Annotated in this window: 25 protein-coding genes and 4 pseudogenes; 22 read left to right on the top strand and 7 right to left on the bottom strand. The window is 33.3% G+C overall.

Annotated elements, in window-relative coordinates; all coding sequences use genetic code 11:
- Positions 1 to 138: 138 nt before the first annotated feature.
- Positions 139 to 429, bottom strand: a complete 291-nt coding sequence (locus FS802_RS12635) for a hypothetical protein (protein ID WP_001176312.1) — start codon at positions 427 to 429, stop codon at positions 139 to 141.
- 101 nt (positions 430 to 530) lie between these two features.
- Between FS802_RS12635 and FS802_RS12630 the strand changes: the two genes are divergently transcribed.
- The 3 genes from FS802_RS12630 to FS802_RS12615 all read left to right on the top strand — a co-directional run bounded on the left by FS802_RS12630 (position 531) and on the right by FS802_RS12615 (position 3,855).
- The gene (locus tag FS802_RS12630) at positions 531 to 953 is read left to right on the top strand and encodes a YhfM domain-containing protein (RefSeq protein ID WP_001214240.1); all 423 of its coding nucleotides are present in this window, start codon (positions 531 to 533) and stop codon (positions 951 to 953) included.
- 911 nt (positions 954 to 1,864) lie between these two features.
- The gene (locus FS802_RS12620; RefSeq protein ID WP_098653507.1) at positions 1,865 to 3,310 is read left to right on the top strand and encodes a L,D-transpeptidase family protein; all 1,446 of its coding nucleotides are present in this window, start codon (positions 1,865 to 1,867) and stop codon (positions 3,308 to 3,310) included.
- Positions 3,311 to 3,639: 329 nt separating this feature from the next.
- A complete protein-coding gene (locus FS802_RS12615) occupies positions 3,640 to 3,855 on the top strand; it encodes a hypothetical protein (protein WP_098095699.1) in 216 nt (71 codons plus the stop codon).
- Positions 3,856 to 4,031: 176 nt separating this feature from the next.
- Here FS802_RS12615 and FS802_RS12610 read toward each other — a convergent pair whose 3' ends face one another.
- Positions 4,032 to 5,405 (bottom strand): sensor histidine kinase, encoded by a 1,374-nt coding sequence (locus FS802_RS12610; RefSeq protein WP_002096469.1) that lies wholly within the window; start codon positions 5,403 to 5,405, stop codon positions 4,032 to 4,034.
- A complete protein-coding gene (locus FS802_RS12605) occupies positions 5,402 to 6,076 on the bottom strand; it encodes a response regulator transcription factor (RefSeq protein ID WP_001264526.1) in 675 nt (224 codons plus the stop codon). Before FS802_RS12605 ends, FS802_RS12610 begins: the two co-directional genes overlap by 4 nt.
- A gap of 176 nt (positions 6,077 to 6,252) precedes the next feature.
- Here FS802_RS12605 and FS802_RS12600 point away from each other — a divergent pair, with 176 nt between their 5' ends.
- Both FS802_RS12600 and FS802_RS12595 read left to right on the top strand, forming a co-directional pair.
- Positions 6,253 to 6,723 carry a hypothetical protein gene (locus FS802_RS12600; protein WP_001233665.1) on the top strand — a complete coding sequence of 157 codons (471 nt, stop codon included), beginning with the start codon at positions 6,253 to 6,255 and terminating at the stop codon, positions 6,721 to 6,723.
- A gap of 20 nt (positions 6,724 to 6,743) precedes the next feature.
- On the top strand, positions 6,744 to 7,067 hold the full coding sequence (locus FS802_RS12595) for a PepSY domain-containing protein (RefSeq protein WP_000912142.1): 324 nt from the start codon (positions 6,744 to 6,746) through the stop codon (positions 7,065 to 7,067).
- Between the two features lie 265 nt (positions 7,068 to 7,332).
- Here FS802_RS12595 and FS802_RS12590 read toward each other — a convergent pair whose 3' ends face one another.
- Positions 7,333 to 7,665, bottom strand: coding sequence for a DUF1904 family protein (locus tag FS802_RS12590; RefSeq protein WP_144525052.1), 333 nt, complete (start codon positions 7,663 to 7,665; stop codon positions 7,333 to 7,335).
- Positions 7,666 to 8,345: 680 nt separating this feature from the next.
- Between FS802_RS12590 and FS802_RS12585 the strand changes: the two are divergent.
- The 11 genes and pseudogenes from FS802_RS12585 (at position 8,346) to FS802_RS12520 (ending at position 17,304) form a co-directional block, all read left to right on the top strand.
- A pseudogene (locus FS802_RS12585) lies at positions 8,346 to 8,884 on the top strand (GrpB family protein).
- Between the two features lie 318 nt (positions 8,885 to 9,202).
- On the top strand, positions 9,203 to 9,688 hold the full coding sequence (locus FS802_RS12580; RefSeq protein ID WP_000023748.1) for a hypothetical protein: 486 nt from the start codon (positions 9,203 to 9,205) through the stop codon (positions 9,686 to 9,688).
- Between the two features lie 120 nt (positions 9,689 to 9,808).
- The gene (locus tag FS802_RS12575) at positions 9,809 to 10,045 is read left to right on the top strand and encodes a hypothetical protein (protein ID WP_000289868.1); all 237 of its coding nucleotides are present in this window, start codon (positions 9,809 to 9,811) and stop codon (positions 10,043 to 10,045) included.
- A 520-nt stretch (positions 10,046 to 10,565) separates the two neighbouring features.
- Positions 10,566 to 10,751, top strand: a complete 186-nt coding sequence (locus FS802_RS12570) for a hypothetical protein (protein ID WP_000665244.1) — start codon at positions 10,566 to 10,568, stop codon at positions 10,749 to 10,751.
- Between the two features lie 1,333 nt (positions 10,752 to 12,084).
- A complete protein-coding gene (locus FS802_RS12550; protein ID WP_002096472.1) occupies positions 12,085 to 12,519 on the top strand; it encodes a hypothetical protein in 435 nt (144 codons plus the stop codon).
- A 238-nt stretch (positions 12,520 to 12,757) separates the two neighbouring features.
- Entirely contained in the window at positions 12,758 to 13,459 is a 702-nt protein-coding gene (locus FS802_RS12545; RefSeq protein ID WP_000438682.1) for a YrrS family protein, read from the top strand.
- Positions 13,460 to 13,603: 144 nt separating this feature from the next.
- Positions 13,604 to 14,211, top strand: a pseudogene (locus FS802_RS12540) (transposase); the annotation flags it as partial.
- A gap of 452 nt (positions 14,212 to 14,663) precedes the next feature.
- Positions 14,664 to 15,044 (top strand): GntR family transcriptional regulator, encoded by a 381-nt coding sequence (locus FS802_RS12535; RefSeq protein ID WP_000447078.1) that lies wholly within the window; start codon positions 14,664 to 14,666, stop codon positions 15,042 to 15,044.
- A complete protein-coding gene (locus FS802_RS12530; protein ID WP_000661363.1) occupies positions 15,041 to 15,739 on the top strand; it encodes an ABC transporter ATP-binding protein in 699 nt (232 codons plus the stop codon). Before FS802_RS12535 ends, FS802_RS12530 begins: the two co-directional genes overlap by 4 nt.
- Positions 15,736 to 16,530 carry an ABC transporter permease gene (locus FS802_RS12525; RefSeq protein ID WP_098653508.1) on the top strand — a complete coding sequence of 265 codons (795 nt, stop codon included), beginning with the start codon at positions 15,736 to 15,738 and terminating at the stop codon, positions 16,528 to 16,530. The genes FS802_RS12530 and FS802_RS12525 overlap by 4 nt, the downstream gene beginning before the upstream one ends.
- A 39-nt stretch (positions 16,531 to 16,569) precedes the next feature.
- Positions 16,570 to 17,304 (top strand): Bax inhibitor-1/YccA family protein, encoded by a 735-nt coding sequence (locus tag FS802_RS12520; protein ID WP_098251551.1) that lies wholly within the window; start codon positions 16,570 to 16,572, stop codon positions 17,302 to 17,304.
- A gap of 476 nt (positions 17,305 to 17,780) precedes the next feature.
- Here FS802_RS12520 and FS802_RS12515 read toward each other — a convergent pair.
- Positions 17,781 to 18,236, bottom strand: a pseudogene (locus FS802_RS12515) (discoidin domain-containing protein); the annotation flags it as partial.
- A gap of 367 nt (positions 18,237 to 18,603) precedes the next feature.
- Between FS802_RS12515 and FS802_RS12510 the strand changes: the two are divergent.
- Together FS802_RS12510 and FS802_RS12500 are read left to right on the top strand one after the other, a co-directional pair.
- Positions 18,604 to 19,308: an SAM-dependent methyltransferase gene (locus FS802_RS12510; protein ID WP_088107093.1), complete on the top strand. Its 705-nt coding sequence runs from the start codon at positions 18,604 to 18,606 to the stop codon at positions 19,306 to 19,308.
- Between the two features lie 522 nt (positions 19,309 to 19,830).
- On the top strand, positions 19,831 to 20,490 hold the full coding sequence (locus FS802_RS12500) for a protein kinase family protein (RefSeq protein ID WP_000026519.1): 660 nt from the start codon (positions 19,831 to 19,833) through the stop codon (positions 20,488 to 20,490).
- Between the two features lie 451 nt (positions 20,491 to 20,941).
- Here the strand turns inward: FS802_RS12500 and FS802_RS12490 are convergent, their stop codons facing one another.
- A complete protein-coding gene (locus tag FS802_RS12490; protein ID WP_088107094.1) occupies positions 20,942 to 21,319 on the bottom strand; it encodes a hypothetical protein in 378 nt (125 codons plus the stop codon).
- Positions 21,320 to 21,692: 373 nt separating this feature from the next.
- Between FS802_RS12490 and FS802_RS31040 the strand changes: the two genes are divergently transcribed.
- The 3 genes from FS802_RS31040 to FS802_RS12480 all read left to right on the top strand — a co-directional run bounded on the left by FS802_RS31040 (position 21,693) and on the right by FS802_RS12480 (position 23,476).
- On the top strand, positions 21,693 to 21,854 hold the full coding sequence (locus FS802_RS31040) for a hypothetical protein (RefSeq protein ID WP_000441003.1): 162 nt from the start codon (positions 21,693 to 21,695) through the stop codon (positions 21,852 to 21,854).
- Between the two features lie 298 nt (positions 21,855 to 22,152).
- On the top strand, positions 22,153 to 22,539 hold the full coding sequence (locus tag FS802_RS12485) for a DUF1259 domain-containing protein (RefSeq protein ID WP_002096475.1): 387 nt from the start codon (positions 22,153 to 22,155) through the stop codon (positions 22,537 to 22,539).
- 286 nt (positions 22,540 to 22,825) lie between these two features.
- Positions 22,826 to 23,476: a YwbE family protein gene (locus tag FS802_RS12480; RefSeq protein WP_144525048.1), complete on the top strand. Its 651-nt coding sequence runs from the start codon at positions 22,826 to 22,828 to the stop codon at positions 23,474 to 23,476.
- A 275-nt stretch (positions 23,477 to 23,751) separates the two neighbouring features.
- Here FS802_RS12480 and FS802_RS12475 read toward each other — a convergent pair.
- Positions 23,752 to 24,344, bottom strand: a pseudogene (locus FS802_RS12475) (hypothetical protein).
- A gap of 471 nt (positions 24,345 to 24,815) precedes the next feature.
- Between FS802_RS12475 and FS802_RS12470 the strand changes: the two are divergent.
- On the top strand, positions 24,816 to 26,294 hold the full coding sequence (locus tag FS802_RS12470; RefSeq protein ID WP_098653509.1) for a DHA2 family efflux MFS transporter permease subunit: 1,479 nt from the start codon (positions 24,816 to 24,818) through the stop codon (positions 26,292 to 26,294).
- Positions 26,295 to 26,577 lie beyond the last annotated feature (283 nt).

The raw sequence follows: 26,577 nt of genomic DNA, 5'->3' as shown, positions 1-26,577 counted from the left end.
TTTTTGTTATATACTGGAAATGTCTGGAGGTGAGAAGGGGGGATATGAATTCAAATTAAAATGGATTATATACACGGTACTCGGCATTTCGATTCTATTAATTTTATTTGTGGCTTATGGAGTTTATTTATATTTCACTTAAGTGAAATGGTAACCGAACCAAAGGAAGAATAAAATAATTACTGTGTTAAATAGAGTAAAACATAAACCGATAATCGCTAAAATTTTCCTTTCATTTCGACTACAAAAAGATATAACCGCTAATAGAATTGCTATAACAGCGGAAGCTAGTATGAAGTAGGCGAAAGGCACGACATATTCTACTCCAATTCTGTCTAAAATGGGTGTGAAGAGAAAGAGATTAATAGTAACGAATATACTTACAATGAGAAACGTATAACTTTTCCAAGTATATGTTTTTAACTGCATGGAACGGCACTCCTTCCCCTTTATTGTTTATATTTCTAAGTTTAATGTAATTACCTTTATTTTATAATATTAGTATTTTTATTGAAATGAGGTAGATAAATATGAGGGGTAAACATTTGTCTTTCGTTTTTATTGTCATCTGTATATTTATAGTAACTGGCTGTTCAAATATACTAGGAAATGAAGATCAAACAATCGAAGCGCAAAAACATATTGGTGATAATGAATATGAAGATTTTAAGGTGGTGACAGATAATAACGAAGTGTTGCAAGTAAAGAAAATATTAGATGATACTACTTTTGAAAATAAAAAAGTGGAGATGTCTCGTCCAGCTGATTATCACTTTGTTTTTCAATTTAAAAATCCAAAAATAGAGGCGAAAGCTGTTTTGTATCAAATTTGGGTAAGCACTAATAAGGGGAAAATGGAAATCAAGGCGGGGGATAATCGGTACGCTCAATTAGAAGGGAAACATGCAGCCACTTTGTTTCAGATTGTTACAGGGGAGAAACTAGTTGAATAAGCGTATATAGTGTTATAGGAATTCAGCTCGTATTTTTCAATTTGGAGATAATTAGTTTTCAACAAAAATAGCTATTTTTTTATATTGGAATAAACATTGAGAATCGGATAAAATGTAAATTGGATATTGACTTGATGAGCATGAGGTTCTACGCTTATAAGCGGATTAATGAACCTTAAGGTGTGCATTAATCCGCCATTAAATAATAATACTAGGAAATATATTGTTTTTACAAAGATTCGATGTTATGTTTAATTTTCTCAATATAATATTTTCCTTATATAGGAGTGGCTATTTGAAGAAATTAATATTATTAGTTTTATTGGCTACATACTGTCTCGCTATTGCAGGATGTTCTAATAATAGGATTACACCAAAGAATGAGTCTAAAAATTCAACACCTGAAAAGATTAATCGTATTAATAAAGCGTGGTACAAACATATATAATAGTTTTAAAGAAACTTGAAATTGTTGATGATAAGGTCATAAGGTGAAATTCGTTAGGCCGATAGTAGAGGTTGTGAAACCTGGTGAAATGTGGGAAGCATAGTTTGCATTTGAATTTATAAAAAATGCGACATTAAAATATTCACAAATAAAAGGCATTCTATGTTGCCTTCCTCTAACTTGAAACTTCTCAAAATTATTTCACTAGGTTAAAATATTTATAGAGAGTATCACCTTTCAACATTGGGGAAATGCGAGGGGGCCGTAATAACTCGATTGATGTGGTCCTTTTTTCACTTTATCTACCATCTTTATATATCTTTCTATTAAAAAATCTAACTTTAAACGATTAAAGTTAGATAAAACTGGTCAAAAACAATGAAATTTCAGGAAAAATAAGGTACACTATTCAATGGTTTTGGTTTAAAATCGATTGACGTTAATGTATACGGGGGAAAGATTGATGAACAACAATACAGTAAATGAATCTGTGGAAGAAGTTGAGAAAAAACGGGTAAGATCGAGAAAACGTTTTACAAATTGGAAGCTAATCGCTGCGGGTGGCGGTGTAATTGCACTTCTTATTGGAGGAATGAGTTATTATCAGGCAACTCACTTCAATTCGAATGTTACGATTAATGATACAAAGGTCGGTGGTTTGAGCGCTGATCAGGCAATACAGAAATTAAAAACATCTGGACTAGCAAATAAAGTCTATATTGATCAACAACAAATTTTAGATGAACAAGATACAAAAACGGAGCTAACGGAAAAAGATTTGCCACAAGTTAAGAAACTATTAAAAAGCCAGTGGACATTTTTCCCTTCCGCAAAGGAAAAAGATTATTCATTGCTACCGAAAGAAGCGGATCAGTATCGTAGTGAAACGATGAAAAAACTTGTAGAAGAAAAGCTTGTTTCTATGAATGAAAAATTAAAAGCGCCTCAAGATGCTATGGCGAAGCTCGAACAAGGAAAAGTTGTAATTTCGAAGAGTGTTGATGGAAAACAGTATGACGTTACGAATCTACTAAAAGATTACGACAAGCAGAAGCATAAAAGCGAAATTCATCTAAAGTCTGCATACATACAGCCTATTAAAGAAGACGATCCGATTATCAAAAAAGAAGAGAAAGCATTACAAAATCTTCTTCAGCAGTCTGTTGATTATAAAGTGCAGGATGAAGTGTACTCATTAAAAGCGAAAGATCTAATTCAAAATGCGTCTATGTCAAAGGACATGAAAGTGACAATCGATGCGAGCGAAATTCAGAATAAGATTTCTGAAATTAATAAGGCTAAATCTACATTACATAAAGACTTCGCTTTTAAAACACATTCTGGTTCGGTTATATCAGTAAAAGGACAAGGATACGGCTGGGCACTAGATGTGGAAAAAGAAACAAAACAAGTTCAACAAGCCTTTGAGAAAGGCGAAAAATCGCTTTCTGCTTCTAATATTCACGGGAATGGTTGGGAGAAGGAAGGAATCGGCTATAAAACAACATCGAATAATGGCATCGGTGACACATATGCAGAAGTTTCAATTGCAGATCAACAAATTTGGATTTATAAAGATGGGAAATTAGTCGTCACAACAAATGTAGTAACGGGTAAACATAGCACGAGTGAAGATACATCACCAGGTGTGTGGTACGTTCTATATAAACGAACACCATACACGCTGAAAGGAAGCGCAGTAGGTAAAGCTGATTATGCAGTTAAAGTAGATTACTGGGTTCCATTCACAAATAGTGGTCAAGGATTCCATGATGCAGGCTGGCGAAAAGACTGGGGAAATAATGCTTATTTAACAGGGGGATCAGGTGGGTGTGTAAACCTTCTGCCTAACGTTGCAAAAACTGTATATGATAGTTTGAACACGTATGATCCAGTTATTGTGTACTAGAAAATAGGTACGTATCAAGAAATAAGGCAGGAAATTTTACTTGATGGTATATGAAAAAACACCTCTTGAATTCGCATGCGAAGTATGTAAATTCAATGGAGGTGTTTTTTGTTTGAAAACAAGAGTTCATTGCTTATAAGAAACAAAGTAGGAAGAGGTTGAAGTGAAGAAACAGGTATTCAAACAGTCAATAAAATTGACATTGAATATCATTTTCACTTATTATGTAATCATTGCATTTAATTAGACATGACTTTTTTATTAATATAATAGATTTCTAATAAGGTGTCCCATTTAATAATTTAAACGTAGGAAAGGGTAATATAAAAATGAACTGGAAAAAAGGCGGATTATGGATTATTATTTTTTTCATTGTAAAAGGTACGATTTCTACACTTTTAATCGTTACAGGTGCTAAATATTTTGATTTATCATTTACGCAACTTTTCGTACTAATACTGGTCTTATTACTGATTTCTCTCATAAGCCGAAAATTGCTGCATAGACATAAACAAAACAAAAAGCAAAAAGAGCTAAATATATAATAAAACCCCAGAGACCTTTGGATTTCTGGGGTTTTATTTCGATATTTTTCCATATGCATATCAACTGAACAGAACAGGTTGTCAAAAATGATAAAATCGATGCTGATTAAAATGCATCGGTTACTTTTATATAAGGAATGAAGAATCTTCATTCTGGAGCTACAAATATTCATAAATTATGCTTGTTTTTCAATTGGTAGTTTAAAGGTAAAAGTACTGCCTTCTCCTAATTTACTTTCAACCGTAATTTCTCCTCCGTGTAGTTCGACAATCCATTTTACCATCGACAATCCTAAACCTGTGTTTCCGATGTTTGAAGATGTTCTTGCTGCGTCAACTCGATAGAAGCGGTCCCATATTCTCGTAATATGTTGCTCGCTGATGCCTATGCCATTATCGGAGACTTTACCTATTATGTTGGTTTCATCACGGAACAGTTGCATATGCACAGTGCCGTTCGCTTTGCTATAAGCAATCGCATTCGTTAGTAAATTCATTAATAAACGCATCATCAATGTTTGATCTGCTTTCATAAACAGGTCTTCCTCTATATGAGTTGTGATATCAATCGAAGCTTCTTGAACCATTAATGAAAGCTCTTCTACAACGATTTCCGTTAATTCACTCATATTGATACATTCAAATTGGAAAGTATTATGATTTTCTTGGTCAGCTCTTGCTAATAATAAGAGTTGTGAGATTAGCGCGGACATTTTACGTGATTGCTTTAAAATTACTTCTAAAGATTCTTCCATTTCTTTCGGATTATTCCTCAGTGATAAAGCGTATTCGCATTGCGAAATAATAACAGATGTTGGTGTTCTTAATTCATGAGATGCATCAGATGTAAATTGTTTTTCACTTTCGAATGATGTCTCCAATCGCTCAAACATTTTGTCAAAGGTTTGTGCTAAATGATACATTTCGTCTTTCGGTGAACCTTGTAAATTAATTCTCTTCGAAAGGTCTTTACCATCACCAATTTTACTGGCTGAATCACTCATTTGTTGCACAGGTCGAAACGCTCTTTGTGTAATAAAATATCCCCCCACTGCGGCAATGAGAATAAGTAATGGGAATGAGATGAGTGTTATCACAATAAGCGTATTCATCGTTGATGATAATTGGTTCATAGTCATTATTCCACGAATCCAGACTTGCTCATCGCCGCCTGCATTATGGAGAAAATCATATACAATCCATTCTTTATTACCGTCTTTAATAGTTTGTATTTCATCGGATTTAAGCGATATCTTTTTATTAAAGCTTGTTGGACTATGTCCTGCCAGCGGCTCACCTTGTTTACTATAAATGATGATATTTACTCCATCTTCAAAGGTTTCAAAATCATCGTCCATCTTTAATTGACCATGCTTATACTCGATATCTTCAATACTTTCTTTTACTGTGCTCTTCAATTGATCTTTCATATTAAAAAGCAAAACTTTATCTGAAGAAGTTAAAATAAAAGCTAACACGAGTGCCATAATAATTACAATTAGCCCCGTATACCACAGGGTCACTCTCATTTTTATTGATAGTCTTTTCATGATTCTACTCGCAATACGTAACCAGTTCCTCGTACTGTATGAATTAACTTCGTTTCAAACTGGCTATCAATTTTTTTACGAAGATAGCGGACGTAAACATCAATAATATTCGAGCCACCTTCATAGTCGTAATTCCACACATGTTGCTCAATTTTATCTCGTGTCAACACAACTTCTTTATTACGAATCATATATTCTAAAATAGCAAATTCTTTACTGGAAAGAGTGATAACCTGGTCTCCTCTTGTTACTTTATGCATATTGCAATCTACCACTAGGTCAGCGATTTCAAATACATTAGATGTATTTCCTGTTTTTCTTCGCATTAACACTCGAATTCTTGCTAATAGTTCATCAAAAGCAAACGGCTTTACTAAATAATCATCCGCACCTAAGTCGAGTCCTGTTACGCGATCATCAATTGTATCTTTAGCTGTAAGAAGCAAGACAGGAGTTGTATTATTATCCGCGCGTAACCTTTGTAATACTTGTAAACCATCTATTCCAGGAATCATAATGTCAAGCACAATCAAATCGTAGGTAGCCATGTTTATATAATCCAAGGCATCTTCGCCATTCCCACATGCATCGACACTATAATGTTCTGCATTTAATCGTTTTACTAATATATTTTGTAAGTCTTGTTCATCTTCGACAATAAGAACTCGCATTAACATTCTCCTTTTCTTCTTATTAATATGTATCAGTATAATTCCAAAACATTAAAGAAAGATTAGAAACTATTTAATTATATCATTTTATTTTTTTGTACATTAATCTTCCTTTAATGTTTGTTCAGTAATATAAAGGCAAGGATAAGGTGCACATGTAAAGGGAGGAAAACAGAATGAGAAAGTGGATGTTGATTGGAGCAATGTCTTGTTTATTCTTAACAGCTTGTTCTACTCAAGCTGATAACAATACAGAAGTACAACAACTGAAAGTGGAAAATGATACATTGCAAAAAGAAAGTGCTCAACTACAACAAGAACCAAACAAAACAGGGCCTGCTACGAATGACACGAAGCAAATACAAGATTTCAAAAACGAAGTCACATCTATCGTTGAAAAGGCAAATAACACGAAACCAGTTGGAGCAAAAGAAGAAAACTTAAATACGTACTTAGCAGCAAAAAAAGAAATTGATCAATTAGATGACAAGATAGATCTATCTGATAATCAGCTAGAAGCAGATTATCACGCTGGAACGATAACTGTTGAACAATATGAAACGCAAGAAAGAGAACACGATATATTGGAAGATCAATTAGAGCAAGCAGAAAATGCACTTGAAACAAGATTTGGAATAGATGATTAATCATGAAGGAGTGGATGAAAATGTTAAAACATAAAAAGAAAATAATGATAAGTGTAATTGCTATTTTAGTAAGTGGTATTGCTATTGTTGGTGGATATTATGGTATGGGTTACAATTATGCTAAAAAGAATGAAAACTACACAGAGAAACAAGTTCGTGAAATTTCTTTAGCTCATACAAATGGAGAAATTATTAATGTGAAAAAAGAATTCGAATTAGAAGATGACAACTTGGCACAATCTAAATTTGAATATGAAGTGGAAATTAAGACACCTGATAATCTGTTAAATAGTTTAAAAGTTAGTGCTAGAACAGGTACAATAGAAATCAATAATGAGGATTAAAAAAATATCGCATATTTGAAAAAACTCCTAACAAAATTTGTTAGGAGTTTTTTCATGGTTATATTCTACTATTTTAAAAGAGGGATCGCTACAACACCATCAAGCTAATATTTTGATGTCCCCAAAAACAAAAAGTTTATCTCTTCACAGTTAGTTGTCTATGAGAATTGAGTTCATTTTTGTGTGTTTGGATATTCGCTTTTCTTAGCATGATGGCAATGTGGTTCTACCCCTTATAAATGTTACAAAAATCTTTCGAATAGCTCTAACTTGCACAATGCTTCCCGTTAATATAATACGCTGATTCTGTGAAAACCGTAAATACAACCTCTACTTCTGGAAGTCCAAAATCCATTACATATGTAGTAATGGCCTTGGCAAATCGATCACGAATTTCCTGTCCACGCTCGAACCATTTCACTTCAATAAGAGGAAACGCTTCTATTTCTTCTCCATTGAATACAAACGTAGAACTTGGTAGTTCCAACGTAAAATTATCCGTACCACACTCACAAATCTCTGCGAGCTCTTCTACTAATGGCTTGCTTATGCGTTTTAATTGTTCAGTAGTAATTCCACGAAATACAATATGCGGCATATGAATCCCTCCGTTAGATAGCTTTATATATGCTCACATCATAACACAATTTATTTTACTGCACTAACATCTATTGGTATATTTCAATGACATTCTTAAGAATGATCATATGTTATTGAAGCAATACATGTATTGTAACTATTTAAAACATTTGAGAGCTCGGTAATTGGGTAAATAAAAAAAGCCTTATCATTCTCCCTGTAAGGAGGCATGAGGGGGAGGCCTCTGTTAGGAAAGGGATAGTGCGCTTATATATTTTAAAAAGAAAAGACACACTAAGGTGCCTTCCTCCGACTTGATAACCACTTTAATTTTAATAACATTGGATTCCCATTCGAATACTATTTTACCATGTTAAGTAATGTTGGTCATTGAGAAAGTCAAATACGTAGTGTTCATATATAGTGACATCTAGGAGCATGCAAGATTTAATACAGTTTTTTATTTATCCAACAACAAAAAAGAACCTTAAAACCGTGCCAGGATAGGAATGTATAAAAAAATGCATAGGTCGATAGAAAAAGAAAGGAGGTTCCCTTGTAAGGGGAAGATTCCTCCTTGTCCTTGCTACTGATAATGATGCGTTATGTTAACCTCGGATGAATACTATATACATCTAAAAATCTGAACAAATCGGTTCTCTCAAATGGTACAATTAGGAAGGAAGAGGTGGATGAATCATGACAAAAAGCGAAATAAAAATTGAAGATTATAACCCAGAATGGTCAATTATTTTTAAAGAGTTAAAGCATGTTATTGAAGCTGAATTAGATGACTTATTATTATCCATTGAACATGTTGGTAGCACCTCAGTCAATAATCTAAGTGCAAAACCCATTATAGATTTAGACCTTGTAATAGATAATCGTGATATGCTTCCAAAAGTCATTCAAAGGCTCGAAAAGTTAGGTTACTATCATGAAGGTGATTTAGGTATTGAAGGTCGCGAAGCTTTTGGAAGAAAAGATCACTTCACACCATGGCATGGAGAAAAAAAGTCTGGATAGACCACCACTTATATGTTTGTTGTAAAGAAAATAAAGAAATTATAAGACATTTAGCGTTCCGTGATTATCTTCGAAACCATCCAGAATCTGTTAGAGAATATGGACAATTAAAAAAGGAATTGTTAGAAACAACGAAAGATCGAGCAAGTTATACTGAAGGTAAAAGTGACTTTGTAAACAAGATTTTAGAAGAAGCAATAGAATCATTTTGAACTAACAAACTAATTTATAATTACTTCCAATAACGATAATTATGTAAATAAGCTGTCCATATGGGGAGCTTATTTTATTTTTACGTGTAGCATAGATTATATTGAAAAATACTGACGGTATCCTAGGGAGCATAAAAAAGCAAAAAAATACTAAACAAAAGTATATGGAGCGAGATACCATATAATTATAATAGATATTTTAAAATTGTTAGAACACTCGAAAATTATCGTAAGAATCGTTATTTTTTTATAGTCTATTTACGCAATTTATGTTATGGTTCATATGTTAATTCCTTACAATTTTTTCGAGAGGGGTATATGTCAATTAAACGTAAGATTTTATCTTTTGTAGTAGTTCCAATGTTAATGTTAACTGGGGTTGGATGTGAGACTAAGGTTAAGAAAGATGAAGCAATGGAAGCTTCTGTTAAACAGAATAAAAAAGAAGACTTCAGTAAGAACCTAGCATATTTAATGAAAGATTTCTCCGAACAATCTAAAGAAATAGACGGTATTGTAAAAAGTAGCAAGTCAATGAAGAAAAAGTCAGAAGAGTTAAAAGAAGTATCTAAACCTTATTTAGAGTTAGTGGACAAAATAAGTAAGTTAGAGTATGAAGTAAAAGATCACCCAGTACAACATAATGTAGGTTTAGCGATGATTCATGTAAAAGATGGGGTGGAAATCATACAAGAAGGTTTAGATAAGGGTAAAGAATATGAAGTTGATGGTGGGATTGAAAGATTAGAGACTGCTTCTAAGTTAATAGATAAAGCAAACAAAGAATTGAAAAAATCTAAGTAACCTAATTTTATATGAAATAAAGGGTGGTACCACATGCCCATCAAGCTAACATTTTATAGTACTCCTAGAACAAAACTAATATAGGTATCTCGGTATTTAAAAATGATTGGAGTGAAACATATGTATTGGAAAAAGGATAGAGATTTTCCACAAATGAAATTTCAATTGGGTGAAAAAGTATCGTTTAAATTCGGAAATCAGATTCTCATTGGAACAATTGACATTAGAGATTTTGGCGGTTCGATTGAACACGACTATCATTCTTATGATATTCTTGTCAAAGAAGAAAACATGCTATACAAACACATTCCAGAGCGTGATGTTTTCAAACTTACACATTCGGAGAATTTTCACTAGGACAAGAGATACTATAAATGAAGAACGCGAAGTTAAAGTAATTGATGAGTTTTTAAATACGTATAGGGAGTCTCATCATGGGATAGCGGCGAGTTGAAAAGAGGTGGGACTTTTAAAACGTTTTGAATTTTTCCATCTCATTATACTAAAGTTTAGTGGTGAAATTAATATGAATCAATGGCTAAGTAATAATAAAAGAGCAGATCACTATTTTGGCGGTTGCATATTAAAGTTTTTGTCTACTGTCGTGTTTTTTTAAAAGAGGTGAAAGCTATTATCCCACTTATAAAACTAGGCAGTAGGCTTCAAAAGAAGAACCCCCATCGACCAGTAACTAGGGTGACAGTTAAGAAAAGAAGTGGTACTAAAATAACCATTATTAAAGATATTCTTTGATATGGATTCATATAAAGACGCCCCTTTATGGATAAATAGTATTGTATGTATATTTACAATTGAGTAACGTTGAAAGTTCATTATTTATAATGAAAATTTCATTTTAATACAAAAGGGAATGGATATGAAAGAAACAGAACAACTCGAACAACTTAAAAAGAACATTTTGAGCTTGTCAATGTCTATGATTGATGCGCCATTACGTGGATTAAGCGGATCACAGATATGGACAGTTAATAAAACTCTGGAAAATATATTAGGGAAAACAGATATCACGATAGAAAAGTTAATGGATGAAACAAAAGAATAAGGATGGTTTAAACCAAACAATAAATAAGAGCAGCTAGCAAAAGCTAACTGCTCGGTTCTCCAAGGGGGAACAAGGAGAAAATCTAATGTCATATACAGTATTGACGGAATATTGAGTTTTATTCTATTAAAATCCAAAAAACGAATTTAATAATTACGATGCGATTAAAGATACTTAAAACACACTATTAATATTAAGTACAAAAGTAAGAACAATGTAAGTGTGATTGTAATTATACTTCTAATCGTTGTTTTTGCAGTAGTTGGCGTATTCATTCCTATAAGGCCACCAATGAATGTCCAAGCTGTTAATATTAGTAAAAAAATTATTGGGTCGGTAGAACTCCAATTCATCGCTGTATTAATAGATTCATTTTCAAAGTATAGGATAAGTAAACCAACACAAATAAATGAAAAAATAAAAGACCATAAGTTTATAGTATGCTTCATGATTGCTCCTTTATTAACATGATGTTTTTTACTAAATTTTAGCAAAGAGTAAATGGAATTAAAACAAAATAATCCTTTTATGAAGAAAGGACCTGTTGTCTCCAACAGGCCCTTTCCTAAAATGGCAAAGAGTAACTCTTACCTTACTCTTCCGCTATATAATATACAAAACAAGTATAGATGTACAGAACAAGAAATTCCAGTATGGTTATTTTAATATATAAAATTAATGTGTTATAACAGAATTAAACATCAGGAATTAAATTACAAATGTTGGTTTATTAATGAATTTCAATGATAGAATCGAAAGTGATAAATAATAAAGTAATATTATAATAATAAAATATGAAATATTGCATATTTTATTGAAGTAGAAATTTACAAGTAGGAAGCGAGGAATAACAATGGGACTAGGAAACCGTGGGATGGGATGGCATGGCATGGCATGGCATTTGAAATGCTAATGTATCAAAGAGGGGGCGTGGTGCTTATCGACAAGTGTCTGACTCCTGTGAAGGTGTTATTTTCGAATTTCCCCAAAAAAGTACGCTATTCTATGCAAATGACGTCCTACGTGAAAACACCGCATATCATTTTAAGAAAAGGTATTTAGAAAACGAAAAATCAACTCATCCGGCTGACCCGCTATTTCCCCTGTACAAGGATTCTCCCACCACAGAACGATAAAATTATCGAAGAGAATTATGAGCCTTACTTGACGAAACAAATGATAGGAAATTCATGATGAGATATACATATTCATTATTGAAATTAGTAATAATAAAATGTATTATTGAAAAGCACTATTTATAATTCAAGTAATCAAGGCTATGTATCCATAATAATTTGAACATTCGGAAATTATAATATTATCTAAAAATGAGGTGAGATTAATAGAAACAGTACATATTAAATGGTATGGATTGTATAGTTTAAATGATTTTTATAATAGAGAAGAAGCTTTTAAGAAGGGAATATTTGCAATCTCTAGAGTATATGCTAAGAATGAAACATTGATCTATATAGGAAAAACCAAAAGAAGCTTTATACAAAAGATAAGGGAACTTAATAAGGATTGGATTTTTGATGAAAGCGAATTAAAGATTACATTAGGAATAATAGAGTTTCCTAGTGGTGAAAGTTACTCTGAAAAAAAGGTAAAAGAGATAAAATCCCTTTTGATTTTACGACATACCCCAGTAGAAAACAACACATCTTTATTGTACAATAGAGGGCAGTTTAATTTGAAAATTATAAATAAGGGAAGGAGAGGCTTAATTGTTAAAAAGATTTCTACAGGAGATCTAATGTGGACGTAATTGGAATCACCTTTGAATAAAATTGAAGGTTTCTTACGAACAGAAGTTTATCAATTTTTAATGTATTAAAATATTTTTGAATAACATATGTCAGATGCTTGAAACAACACAAATTTTATTATGATATGAAATCTTGTATGGGAATTGTGATTTATTTCCATCGTTTAATAAAAATATTAAGAATTATAAGGATAATGCATAAAGATTAGAAGAGAAAATAAACTCGGGGGTTTAAAAAATGGAACAAGTAAGCAGGTTTCAAGAAAAACAACAAAATCGTCGTAAAAAGGTGGTTTTTAATATTGCATTTACTTTGGTATTAGTGACAGTTGGTATAGTGACATACCAGTTGTTTTCCCCTTCTGATACATCAAAGAAAGCAATTGCCCAAGAAAAGAAAGCAACAAAGATAGAAGAGAAGAAACGTAAAGAGAAAGAAGCAGCGCAGTTAGAAGAGAAGAAACGTGAAGAGAAAGAAGCAGTGCAGTTAGAAGAGAAGAATCGTGAGGAGAAAGAAGTAGCACTGTTAGAAGAGAAGAATCGTGAAGAGAGAGAAGCGGCACTGTTAGAAGAGAAACAAAAAGCAGAAAAATCGGCAAAAATGAACGGAAATGAAAATAAAGAGGGAGAAAAAACAGCATCTCAAGAAAAGGGTTCTCAAACTAATCCTTCTTGGAAGCCAATTGGTACAGTGCAAGGAGCAAAACCTGAAATGAAATTTAAAGAAGGAACAGTAGATTGGAGTGAGATGAAAAAAGCAATTTCTTATGCTGTTGATGTTCCAGAGAGCCAATTGATTTTCGATTTTATTGGGAATAATGGTGATAATAAAGCCTACGGTAATGTACGAGATAAGCAAAGTAATAAAAAATATAAGGTTGATATTGATTGGGTAGAGAATCAGGGGTGGAAACCAGCATCTGTTCAAGTGGTGAAATAAATAATAGAAATGTAATTATGTGTTTAAAAGTTTACTTTTTTAAAAACTCAAAAAAGAGTCCGTATCAATCAGGACTCTTTTTGTTATGTTGACAGCATTAATTACTTGGACTCATTTTTTAGATCCTGATGCGGACAAACTTTGATGACTGATAAAGTGCCAACTTGTGTGATTGTTCATCGACTAACAAAAGCACAACAACAAAAACGATTACAAGATCAAACTGTAAGAGAAAAAAAGAAAGGAATGAAGTATTCTCCTCGTAGTAAACGACTCAGTGGTATCAATGTATATATGACAAACACCTCTACAGATATTGTCCCGATGGGACAAGTACATGATTGGTATTCTTTACATTGGAAAATCGAAATTTTATTTAAAACGTGGAAATCATTCTTTCACATTCATCATTGTAAAAAGATAAAACGAGAGCGATTGGAATGCCATTTGTAGGGGCAACTGATTGCCATTCTAATTTGTTCCTCTATTATGTTTAAAATGCGCCAATTGCTCCTCACGAAGAAAAAAAAGAGCTTAGTGACTGTAAATCCATATATATGATTAAAGACTATTTTCTTCTTCTATTCCAAACTATACAAAAAAACACCCAAGAGCTATCAAAGGTATTACTTCGCCTGTTCAATCTCTTACAGCAAAACGGGCGGAAATCTCATCGATATGAGAAAAAAACGGTCTTTGATATATTAGGTGTCGTTTACAATTATACCATTTCTGAAGATCAAGCGGCCTAATTCAAAAAATGAAACCCGATAGGGTTTATTTCGCATGCAAACCTTTAAATTCTCTAAGCCTGGCTTTTAGAAAAAAGAAATAATCTCTACTATACTTGACATTGTATAATCTTAGCTTGATAGCGATGGGGTAACACCACATATCCATCAAGCTAACAAGGACGAGTTACCCCAAAACGATAAAAACGATCAACATGCATCAAAAAAACCACGCTAAGCAAAAATACAATGAGCTGTCCATATGGACAGCTCATTTACATAATTACCGTTATTGGTAGCAAGAAAAAGGCAGATCCCTACTCTCATAAGGAATCCGCCTTTCTCCTTTTCTATGACTCTATTTATTTTTTTATACATTCCTACTATTTATTATAGTTTTCAAAATAACTATTTACATATAATTTGTATTAGTGTACTATTTGTCTAGTACACTAATACAGAGGAGGAAAGAAATGGAAACTGAGTTTTCTCCTAATATCCCCATTTATGTTCAGGTAATCGAATACATCAAAAAAGAAATTGTAACAGGACGTTTGGCGCCAGGTGATAAAATTCCTGCTGTACGTGAATTAGCGGGTGAATTACAAGTGAATCCAAATACAATTCAACGTACGTTCCAAGAGCTAGAACTGGAAGGTATTTCTGAGACACGTAGAGGAACAGGAAGATTTGTAACAATGGATGAAGAAAAAATTACAGAGATACGCAAAGAAATGGCAAAAGAGTTGCTTGATAATTTTATAAATGGAATGAATAACTTAGGATTTATGGAAGAAGAGGTTCTCTCAATACTCCGTTCTTCTTTGGAAAAGAAAAAGGAGGGAAATGAATGAAAGAATTATTGAAAATTGAAAAACTATCGAAAAGATATGATTTAAAAACAGTGATTCAAGATGTAAGCTTAACAATATCAGAAGGGAAGATTATCGGTCTTGTTGGTGAAAATGGTAGTGGAAAAACGACATTTTTAAAAATGATTTCTGGTTTAAGGTTTCCTTCTAAAGGAAGTATTACAATTAAAGATAAAAAGGTGGGATTAGAAACGAAAAAAATCGTTTCATTTATGCCCGATAGTCCTGTTTTTGAAAAATGGATGACTGTAAAAGATGCTGTGCTGTTCTATCGAGATATGTATGTTGATTTTGATCTACAACAAGCAATAGAATTAATAGCTAACTTTAAAATCCCGCTAGAGGAGAATATAAGCATCTTATCAAAAGGGAAAACAGGGATATTACAGCTAATATTAACCTTTTCAAGGAAAGTAAAGGTATATGTATTAGACGAGCCATTAGGTGGAATTGATCTTGTTTCTAGAAAGCATGTATTAGATTTAATTCTTAACTTTTATCGTGAAGATAGTACCATTCTTATTTCGACTCATTTAATAGAGGAAATTGAAAATATATTTGATGAGGTAATCTTTTTAAAAGACGGGAGTATTGTATTGCATGAAAATGTAGAAGAAATTCGTTTTCACCATGGAAAAGCAGTACATGAGTTATTTAAGGAGGTTTTTGAGAAATGAATCCACTTTTTCGTTATTTATTTAATTGTAATAGAAAAAAGATAGCCGTCTTTTATTTTGGATTTATTACTATTTCGTTACTTCTTTTATTTAATATGATGGGACTATCGAAGGTTACAAATCAGCTTACAAAGGATATAACATTAGGTATATTTATTTCAATAATAGGTAGCACTGCATTTTTACTGATTTTAATAGCCTTGCCATCTTTCAATAAAATGCTAAAAAATACTATGATACGTTATACAGCCATCTCAGGAAAAAAATATATATATGCAAATTTATTCTTTTTCACGTTAATGTTTATTCTTTTACTAGTAATAGGCTTAATTTTTCTATACTATTTCTCCCAAAGTACCTACGGTGGAAAAGTAGTCGGGGGATACCAACAAGAATTTCATGAGTTATATGCATATGGATTTCTTCATCACATACTTTCTGTTTTATTATGGGGAATCGATTTCATGAGTATATTAATCTCCTGCTATTTCATCATGGTAATTACAAAGCTGATTCCTATAAAGTCATCAATGAGTAAGATGGTTATATCGATTATTTTCTTCGCTTTATTTTTAACAATCCAAACATTAGTACTGGATGTTTTAAGTAAATTAGAGAAATATGTAATCACCATAAAGAGTATGGGATTCATAGATAAAAATGGTTTTATTGACACATCACTGTATCCTAGTGAAGGATTCACTATTTTAGATGTATGTTTTACTTGCTTATTCATAATTGCCCTAACAGCTATTACAGGACGTATCATTGATAAAAAATTAGAAATATAAAGTTCCACTTTAAAGGTAGAATTTATTTAGGAGGAAGAAATGAGAACAACTAATCCAATATTAAAAAAAGACAAATTTCATAAAGAGAAGACAAATGCTGCTACAATGACTATTGGCGGAACGATAGGAAAAACATTCGTTTTGCTTATCTTACTTCTTACATCATCTGTTTATTCATACGTACAGATGATACAAGGAGAAATGAAAATACCCGTGTTGATTGGAATTATAATAGTTACTCTAATTGTCGCATTTGTAGTTATATTCATTCCGCGCATATCCCCAATTTGCGCACCGATTTACGCAGTATTACAAGGGATTTTATTAGGAAGTATTTCAGCATATTATACACTGCGTTTTGGTGATTCTATCGCTTTAACTGCCGTATTACTAACAATTTCGATTTTATTTGCCATGTTAGTGTTATACGCAACTCGAATAGTAAAAGTAACTAAAAAGTTTCGTGCGGTTGTAACGGTTGCAACACTTGGAATTCTTATTATGTATTTTATTGTTTTCTTACTGGGCATCTTAGGGGTGACTGTTCCATATTTTCACCAAGGTGGGACAATTAGTATCATAATAAGTACAATTGTAATTATTGTTGCTGCATTAGATTTGTTACTAGATTTTGATTCAATTGAACATGGTACTCATAGTGGAGCACCGAAGTATATGGAATGGTACAGCGCAGTAGGGCTTATGATGACATTAGTATGGCTATACCTGGAGATCCTTCGACTGGTTTCTTACATTATGAAAAACAAAGACTAAAAAAACATCCTGCATGGTTCAAACATGCAGGATGTTTTTGGTATCTCATATTATCAATTAGTTCAATACAGACAGTAACAAATGTATGAATTCAACCCATACTTATAAATGTAATCTTCCTTCGATTACTACAAACGAGTTAACAGTAAAAAGCCGATTCCCCCTTAGCGTACGAAATTTGCGTTTTATTTGTGTTACCCCATTGCTTTCAAGCTAAGCTCATGCAAATTCAATTTTAGGCGAGATTGTTTCTTTTTTCTAAAAGACAAGTATAGGTGAGTGAAATATTTGCATAAGAAATAAACCCTAACAAGTTTCAAATTTAAACTAATCTAAGTAATTCAATTTTATCAATCTGTGTGTTTTTACATATTGGAAAAATAAGGAGGTTATCAAAGGCTGAACGAAACTTTCAGCGGATGATAACCTTCTGAAATAGCGTGTCAATGATTTAAATAGATATCCTCACAAATATATTATTGAGCCACTCCAAATACATTGATTTCAGCCGCACTTGTCCATGGATTATTGTTTACCTCGCTTAATGCACGTAGTCTAATATAACGACCTGTCTTGTTTGCAAAGCTGACTTCTTTCAAATTAGTATTATTGGCAAAAGCACCTATAGATACAGCTGTTCCCCAATTCGCTCCATCACTACTGACGTAAAGCTCATAGTCCTTAATCGTTCCGTTGATTTGGCCATCTTGCCTTGGCAGATAGCTAAATTTGGAGAGGTTATAGGTTGCACCTAAATCAATTTGAATCTCGTGCGGCATTGGAGCTACGGGGCTCCAGTTTGTATGCCAAAATGTGTCTTTGTTTCCATCAAAGGCATACGTACCTAAATTGTACCAATTATAGCTATCTACATATTTTAGTGTCCAGTTTGTTTGCGGAATTAAACTAGCTTCTTTTGTTGTGACTGCTACCCCTTTTTCAATGGTATGTGGAATATTTTATTGATAGCCAAACTAGATTCATACATGGAATCAATCGACGGATACATCTGTATAAGGCTAACAGAATACCTTTAATTATAATTACAGGAATTTGAAAAAATGTTATTTTTCAATCGAATTAATATTTTCTCAAGATTAGCCCATAAAAGGGGAGTACCACATCGCTACCAAGCTAAGAAAATATAACTACCCTCAGAATGAAAATTTTATCCATTGTTGAATACTAATAAGATGGTTATGTTAACTGAAGGCACTAGATTTATATCGCGAAATTTATATGAAAAAGATAAAATGGAAGGGTGGTTGAAATATTTGGATAAAAAAGAGGCGAGATACGATGAATATAATTGAAAAAAATTTAAAGTTAGATATTAATCGTATTGTATTTATTGGGAGAACATTTGAGGAATACATTAAAATGTTTGATTTATCTCCTGAAAATTTAGAGAATATGAAAGTTTTAGATTGTGCAGGCGGAGCATGTTCTTTTACTGCACATGCCAATAAATTAGGTATTGATTCTACGTCTTGTGATATTGCTTATTATCATGAGGTAATTGACTTGGAACAAAAAGGATTAGAAGACATTGAACATACTATAGAACATATGGAAAAAGCATCAGGAAACTATGTATGGGAGTATTTTTCGTCTATTGATGCATTAAAAGAAGAAAGAAGCCGTGCTTTAAAAGATTGTGTTCAGGATATGAGAGAAAATCCTCAACATTATCAGGCTGTTACTTTGCCTGTTTTACCATTTGAAAATAAACAATTTGATATGACAGTTTGTGCACATTTGCTGTTCATGTATTCTGATCGTTTAGATTATCAATTCCACTTAAATAGTTTAAAAGAGTTGATACGTGTAACAAAAGATGAAATTCGTATTTTTCCTTTAACAGATTTATATGGAAAGAAATATGATCAATTATCTCAATTGATGAACGACTTAAAAGAACATGTTCGTTCGATTGAAGAAGTAAAAGTATCTTATGAGTTTCAGAAGAACGCTAATCACATGTTAGTAATTAAGCTGAAGTAATAATGTAAAAAGAAATCTCTTTACATTTTCTTAGTTTTTTTACTACTACTAATAATGCGTTATGTAGACAATACTTGTATAGATAGGGTATATAGCCCATACCCATCAAGTTAAAGGCTCATACCACCCCCAGAACGATAATTTTGTGTTTTGTACAGCACCGAGGCGCAGGAGGATCATTCTGTTTTGTCGATCCAGATGAAAAGTTTAGTTATACTTATACGATGAACAAACATAGATTTGGCATGGCCAATGAACGAAGAGAACTTGCACTAATAAAAGCTCTTATACGGTTGCCTTTGAAAAAATGAAAATACGTAAATGGTTGGAAAAAATTTGTGTTTTGTAAGGTTTTTAGTTATGAATAGTGGAATAAATATTAAGTATTCAACAGTTCAAATAAAACGAGTCATCTTTTTATTTTAAGAAAAAAGATGACTCGTTTTATGCTAAAATTCACTTAGTGTATATTTTCGTTAAAATGTGGGTGGTACCCCTTTTAGCAAAACCGGAGTGGAAATGATGAGTATAAACAGTTTTGTGGGATTGATAAAGGACGAATTATTAAAAGAGGTAAGCATTAGAAGTGAGGATGAATTCGAGCCTGTAGTAGTTAAAGATATTCCTAGACTTTGGAAGTGTTTAGGGATGGGTAATTATGCCGCAGTATTTATGCATAAAGAATACAAAGATTGGGTAGTGAAAGTTTACGCGCGAGAAGGAGAAGGAATTGAAAAAGAGTCAGAAGTATACCGAAGAATCGGAAACCATCCTTCTTATTCGAAGCTTATATATAAAGGAGAAAATTTCATAGTATTGAAACGTTTAAAAGAAATTACCTTATACGATGCTATTCATAAAGGGATTAAAATTCCTAAGCAGGTGATCCTTGATATCAATGAAGCTTTAGAGTATGCAAGGGATCAAGGATTAACTCCTTGTGATGTTCACGGAAAAAACGTGATGATGGAAAAGGGAAGGGGATATGTAGTCGATGTATCTGATTTCTTAAAAACAAAAGAAGATAGTAAGTGGAGAGACATAGAAAAGGCATATTTTACATTTTATTTGCCTTTCATTTATAAATTTCCTTTCCCTGTTAAAGTACCGTATTTTATGTTAAACATTGTTAGACGTTCGTATAGAAAATATAAGAAGCTTAAAAAGAAATTCAAATTGTAAAAGGACCACATACTTATCTTTAGGTTAGGTAAGTGAACTAGTAAACAAAAGGACCTTACATTTTAGATATGTCTAATATGTAAGGTCCTAATTTTATAACTTCATGAAGTAATCAGTAAGCTTTACATTTCCTTTTATCGTGTAGCTGGCTTAGTTGCTCTGCACGGTCGAAATTTGCTTAGCGTATGTTTTCGTTAAAATGTGGACGGGCCCTCTATAAAGAAAAGACACCTTAAGGTGCCTTCCTCCGACTTGAACCATCATATGTATTGGACTCCCATCCAAATATTATTTTACCATGTTAAGTTATATGGTTTATTGAGAAAAAAGAAAAAGCCCTATATAAGGGTACTCCCGTCAGCATTTCGGAAAAAAATTACGCTAAGCAAAAAATATAATAAACTGCCTATATGGGCAGCTCATTTACATCATTCTCGTTAACGGAAGTTAATTATATTTTTCTACGTATTAAATAAAAAGATAAGGCCCCCATAATAACAGGTGCAACGAAATCAAAGAAGTGCGAAAAATTAAAAGGAAAAAGTAAAAGAAATGGTATAAGTGTATAGATAACTGCTAGTCCTATAAATATAGGAATTCCAAATTGAAATTCTCTACATCGTTTGATTTTCCTGTATAACACATCCCCAATTAGACAGGCTATAAGAACGGGTATACTTCCATAAGTGACGATCGTTTTAATGAACCCTAATACAACGTTCGGGTGAATAAAGCTAGGATGAAAAATATATGAAATCAAGAACCATCCAAAAATAAAAGCAAACAGACTTGCAGCATAACTAATTACAAATTTTATCAACGTAACCATCCTCACAGTTTTCTAATATTAACTCCATTGTATGACATAACGTCCTATTAACAGTAGTCAATGATGCATATAATTTTCGTTTTTGGGGGATTTGCTTTTCTTAACTTGATAGCGATGGGATGAGTCCTGAATTGCGGGGAAATTCCATACTTCTATTAACTCGTTAGTTGAAGAAAAATTTGTTCCACAACTCTTAAGTTATTATAATATGAAAAAATGAAATTCTCCTACTGCAATTCATTCAAATTGGCCAATCTCCACATCGTTTGAATTCCCTGATAGTGCTAAACTTAAGCAAAAAAAATTAACCATCCTATGCAAGAAAGTTGAGGTAGCTAAAAGCATATGTTTTATTGAAGGGATATGATTGACTATGGAACGGCCGAATTGGGGAATTGGAGGATTAGTATTTGTTGGCTGCATGTTTCTTGGCGGAGGAGTGGGATCTATATTAGGCGATACGCATGCTGGATGGTTAATAGGGATGGGGGCTGGGTTTATTGGGATGGCTTTAACGAGACTGATCAGAAAGTAATATAACGGGATTCTGCTCCCAGTAAATAAGGAAATATGTATGTAATTCATGGCATAATAGCTTTGTAAATTATAGTTAGAACCTTCTCTTTTCTAAATTTCTCCATACATAGATATGATTCTCAAGTCGGAGGATGGCACCTTAGGGTGTTTTTTTTTGTGCTCTCTAAAAATGCCTTACCATATAATAGACTTCGTTAGATTTCGATAATATTTTTTGTAATAGAATAGATTTATTACCGTTTCAGACCTAAGTATTTATTCATAACCTAATAGTAAAAGGGGGGATGATTCAAGGTATGGCGTGTAATGATGAATTAATTTGTCAACAGTTTGCGAGAATTATAGGTGGCCAAGAAGGGTTCGCCGGTGGAAAATGCGTGGCTACAATAAATCGGGATGAAATACAAGCAACTATCTTAGGAAAACGTTTTAGAGTAACAACTTCCTTCTCATTCGAATCACGAGATAATAAAACTGGACGAGCATTATGTTTAGGCCGGGTGGCGCTATTGCAAAGAGAAGTCAATGGGTTTGTTGCTACAATTATTAAACAAGGAATAATCGTTTCGTCTATACACAATGAGTGGTTATGTGATGAGCCGAATTTAATTTACGTTAATATCCAAGACGTTGATGATCCGCTAAGCTTCGCAAGGAAAGTTAGAAAAGCGTTATGTAATTAACCAATCTATTTAGTTAAATGAGCGATATAAAAGGATCTTTAATTGAAAGATCCTTTCATACATAAGATGAAGGTTTATCCTTGTATTTCATTAATTAAGTTCACATGATTAGCAAACGAACGTAATTCCTGTGCACGAATCGATATAATAATTTCCGCTTTTATTGCAGTGTCAGTCTTTTAGTAGAAATTAAATATTTACGACAAATTTTGACAAGGAAATACATATATTTTTGTTATGCTATGAAAGTTATTAATTTGTGATGTATATATAGGAGGATTTTTTAATGTTAAAGAAATTGTTATTATGTGTACTTATGAGCTTGTGTGTAATGGCTTTAAGTGCTTGTAAAGGTGATGAAGAAAAATTAAAAGTAGCAGAGGATGAGCAAAAAATAGATGAAGATAAAAAAGTAGTGGAGGAAGAAAAACGTAAGCAAGAAGAGCAACAAAGAGTAGAAGAAGAGAAGCGTAAACAAGAAGAGCAACAAAGAGCAGAGGAAGAGAAGCGTAAGCAAGAAGAGCAACAAAGAGTAGAGGAAGAAAAACGTAAACAAGAAGAACAGCAAAGAGTAGAAGAAGAGAAGCGTAAACAAGAAGAGCAGCAAAGAGTAGAAGAAGAGAAGCGTAAACAAGAAGAACAGCAAAGAGTAGAAGAAGAGAAGCGTAAACAACAAGAGCAGAAGACTCAGCAACAACAGTCTATACAACAAGAGAGAACACAAAAACAAGAAAAAACAACACAAGCTACAGGTGGGAAACCAACAAGATCACAAATTTCAGTTGGTTCACATGTAGTTATTCAATTAGATAATGACTATAGCAAAACTGTAAGTGGTGTTGTGAAAGACATTTTAACACATAGTGAAACACATACATACGGCATTAAAGTTCGATTACAAGATGGACAAATTGGCCGTGTTCAAAGTGTTAACTAGTGAAAAAAGGTTTGACTACTTTTCAAATAAATAAACGCTACAAAAAACCGGTTCTTTCGTAAAGGAGCCGGTTTTTTGTAGCGTTTTGCTTAGCGGACGAAATTTGCGTTTTGTTGATGTCACCACACCTCTATCAAGTTATCACATACAAGGTAATAGATGTATTTATAATTTGAAAGGAGAGGAAATGAACTCGGAGGGAGTATGGGAAGCGTACAATAAATACATTGAGGGGGCATGTTTGAGCTATGGACCTATCCTCCCGTTCTAATTAACTAAAAGAAGAACTTCCCCATACCGATTAGACTACTAAGCATTCCGATTCCATTCATGGTGCCTTTTCCTACTGTTAGTAAGTTTCCAAGCATTCCTGGCTGACCGTTATTTCCCCATCCCATAGGACTTACCTGTCCTCCCCATCCTGGAGGGTTTCCTAAAATAACCCAGTTATTATTGGTATTAAAATGAAAAGGCTTGGCTGGTGCGATAGTAAAGCGGCAAGATGACCTTGTGTGAACATCCCTGTATGATTGAATGGTTGAGCCCAGGGGGAGGGAGGTTTTTGAAAATTACCTACATAGCCTTGTAATGGAGTCCAGTTAGCGGGATGTCCTTGTGGCATCATCCCTGCATAATGGATTGGCTGACCTAAAGAGAAGGGAGGAGTTTGAGGATTGAAACCCGTATAATTGGCTGGTGAATCCCAACCAAATGGATAGCCTCGACAACTCCAATTCTCAGGAATCTTCAAATCATTCATTCCCTCAGCTTTAGCTATTTGGGGCTGTAAATATAATGATGACATTGCAATTTGGTTAGTATATTGCTCTCCGTTTCCCTCTGAATTCAAATACCAATATTGGTACATAAGTTTATTCCCCTCACTTTAAAAATGTAATGTTAGACTTAGCCTATGTAATATTCCTTTTTATGGATGGTTACATAACTAGATTTACAAGCCTGTATTGAAAGGAATGGGTGTGTGATCATATTTATCCTGCTATTTGTGGGCCATAAGACACCACCCCCTCAAAATTCAGTGAAAGCGGCTGTCTGTAAAAGTCCGACTGATTAAAGTGTCACTTTATTTTAGAAGGGGATTTTCAGTTGCTCCTTTTGTTTAATTCAGCCTAATTTAATTTCGGTTAACAAACGTGTTTATAAAGGTTTAATCAGTAAAAAAATTTTAACAGGTTATGTCGAGCAAGTAGAATTAATAAAAAGAGAATATCCATTCGAAGAGTTTGGCAAAATACTGAAAGGATAATGTATTCTTGAGCAGATATGCAAAAGATTTGAACTAATTAATGGAATTTATAATGAAGGGGCAAATGAATATATGAGTGAAACATTACATAAAAGAAAGCCACCATATTTAATGCTTGTGATCCTTTTTATTGGAGCATTTGTTTCATTTCTAAATAACTCGCTTTTAAATGTTGCCTTGCCATCAATAATGAAGGATTTAGACATTAAAGATTATTCAACGATTCAGTGGCTTTCTACAGGATATATGCTTGTAAGTGGTATATTAATTCCGGCATCAGCATTTTTAATAACCCGCTTCTCCAATAGGAGCTTATTTATTATATCTATGTTGATTTTTATACTTGGTACGGCCTTAGCGGCTTTAGCACCGAATTTTAGTTTATTACTTACTGGTCGGATGGTTCAAGCAGCGGGTTCTTCAGTCATGGGGCCTTTGTTAATGAATATTATGCTAGTAAGCTTTCCAAGAGAAAAAAGGGGAACAGCGATGGGGATTTTTGGATTAGTTATGATTACAGCTCCAGCAATTGGACCGACACTATCAGGTTATATTGTAGAGTATTATGACTGGCGTTTGCTTTTTGAAATGATTTTACCGTTAGCAATCATTAGCTTACTGTTAGGGATTTGGAAGTCGGAGAATGTCATGAAACAAAACAAAAATGCAAAACTTGATTATCTCTCATTACTATTATCTTCTGTCGGTTTTGGCGGTTTGTTATATGGATTCAGTTCTGCAAGTTCCGATGGTTGGACGAATAAAGTGGTCTTAACAGCCTTAATCATAGGCGCTATTGCCCTAATTGCTTTCATTATACGTCAATTAAAAATGAATGAACCGTTATTGGATTTACGTGTTTATAAGTACCCAATGTTTGCACTTGCGTCTGTAATTGCGATTGTTAACGCAGTGGCCATGTTCTCGGGTATGATTTTAACCCCAGCTTATGTACAAAACGTCCGCGGTATTTCACCGCTGAGCTCTGGGCTGATGATGCTTCCAGGTGCGGTAATAATGGGGGTTATGTCACCAATTACAGGTAAACTATTTGATAAATATGGCCCTCGCATTCTTGGTATAGTAGGACTTTCCATTACAGCCGTTTCAACTTATATGCTAGCAAATCTGCAACTCGACTCTAGTCACACGCATATTATTCTTATTTACACACTGCGGATGTTTGGGATGGCGATGGTGATGATGCCACTTATGACAAATGGTCTTAATCAATTGCCAACGCGCTTAAATCCGCACGGTACAGCTGTTAATAATACAGCTCAACAAGTATCCGGTTCAATTGGTACTGCTATCCTTGTTACGATTATGAATTCGGTAACAAAAACAAAAGCTGAAAGTCTAATGGCTGATGTAGATCCAACAACCTTCACAGAAGCTACGAAGGCAATGTTAACTCAGAAGGCTTTATTATCTGGAATTCAATATTCATTTTATGTAGCGCTTGGCATGAATATTGTTGCACTACTATTAGTTTTTTTCGTTAAACGTGTAGATACAAGCGCGGAAGCTGTCGAGAGGTTAAATCGGTAGAGTAAAATAAAACTTTAGATCATGATTCCTATAAGTTTTTACTGTTTAGTTAGACTATGAAGAAATGCAAATTTCTGCTGCTAAGGCGCTGGTATTTAAATCTGGAAAAGAATCAGTGAAATAATTATATATAGTAAAAGGGATCTGATATTCATATCAGATCCTTTTTCATTAGCAACACAGTATACTTACTTATCGTATTTGTTTGAATTGACATTAGAAACTACTGGTTTTCCCAATACTACAACCTTTAGCTCTCAATTTCTGATAAACATTATAATAA

It is taken from the genome of Bacillus sp. DE0042, assembly GCF_007680225.1.
GTDB lineage: Bacteria > Bacillota > Bacilli > Bacillales > Bacillaceae_G > Bacillus_A > Bacillus_A wiedmannii.
This window is presented reverse-complemented; position numbering and strand designations above follow the sequence as displayed.